At 62.1% G+C, this 1,105-nt stretch carries 1 protein-coding gene and 1 pseudogene; both read right to left on the bottom strand.

Features of this window, described 5'->3' with window-relative positions; genetic code table 11:
* Window positions 1-620, bottom strand: a pseudogene (locus KHO23_RS34850) (putrescine ABC transporter permease PotH); the annotation flags it as partial.
* A partial coding sequence (locus KHO23_RS34845) for a TOBE domain-containing protein (RefSeq protein ID WP_211617539.1) occupies window positions 617-1,105 on the bottom strand: 489 nt, incomplete at its 5' end. The gene KHO23_RS34845 and the pseudogene KHO23_RS34850, both read right to left, overlap by 4 nt.

Below are 1,105 nucleotides of genomic sequence, written 5' to 3'. Positions count from 1 at the left end.
ACCATGAACGGCAGGTATGAATAGACCATGCCGATATAGACGCCAATATCCGTGTGGTAGAGGCGCAACGGTGAATGGATCATGCCGATGGCCATCAGCGTGTGATTGAGCAGGCCGTCGTCCTTCAGGATGCCGATCCATGCGTAGACGCGGATCAGGAACGAGGTCCAGAACGGCAGCATCACGCCCATCATCAGCAGGTTGCGCTTGGTGGGCTCCGAGCGGGCGATGTAGTACGCAATCGGATAGCCGATCAGCAGGCAGAAGAAGGTCGAGATGCCGGCCATCTTCAGCGAGCTGATATACGTCGCGACGTACAGATCGTCCTGCAGCAGGAACGCGTAGTGGCCGAGCTGCATGGCGAAGTGCACCATGCCGTCCTTGACCGTCACGAGATCCGTGTACGGCGGAATGCCCAGACGCAGATCGGCGAAGCTGATTTTCAGCACCAGCACGAACGGCAACGCGAAGAACAGGAAGAGCCACAGGAACGGCACGCCGATCACGGTCGAGCGGCCCGACGGCACCAGCATCGAGAGGCGTTTTTTAAGCGAGCCGGCGAGCCGGCTGCCGGACGGCGCGCCGAGCGCCGCGGGGGAGGAGGTAGTGGGATTGCTCATTGCGTCAGCACCACGCCGCTTGCCGGCGACCAGTAGACGAACACGTCGTCGTTATAGGACGGCGCACCTTCGCTCATCAGGTGCGAGCTGGAGAGATTCGACACGACCGTCTTGCCGCTCGGCAGGCGCACGTGATACAGCGAATAGCTGCCCATGTACGCGACATTGGAGACCACGCCGCGCGCCCAGTTGTGCGGCGTAGAGGGCTTGTCGAGCGAGACCTTCACGCGCTCCGGTCGCACCGAGATGCCCACCGGCATGCCGAGCGGCCCGGTAATGCCATGGCTCACGTAGATGTTCGTTTCGAGGTCTTCGCTTTCGACGAAGATGTGGTCCGGTTCATCCGCGACCACGGTGCCTTCGAACAGGTTGGTCGAGCCGATGAACCCGGCCGAGAAGCGGCTGTTCGGAAACTCGTACACCTGGTTGGGCGAGCCCACCTGCACGATGCGGCCTTCGCTCATCACCGCGAGGCGCCCGGCCAT

The organism is Paraburkholderia haematera (genome assembly GCF_905220975.1).
In the GTDB taxonomy this organism is placed as follows: domain Bacteria; phylum Pseudomonadota; class Gammaproteobacteria; order Burkholderiales; family Burkholderiaceae; genus Paraburkholderia; species Paraburkholderia haematera.
The sequence above is the reverse complement of the archived record's forward strand: the minus strand, read 5'-3'. Positions and strand labels throughout refer to the sequence as shown.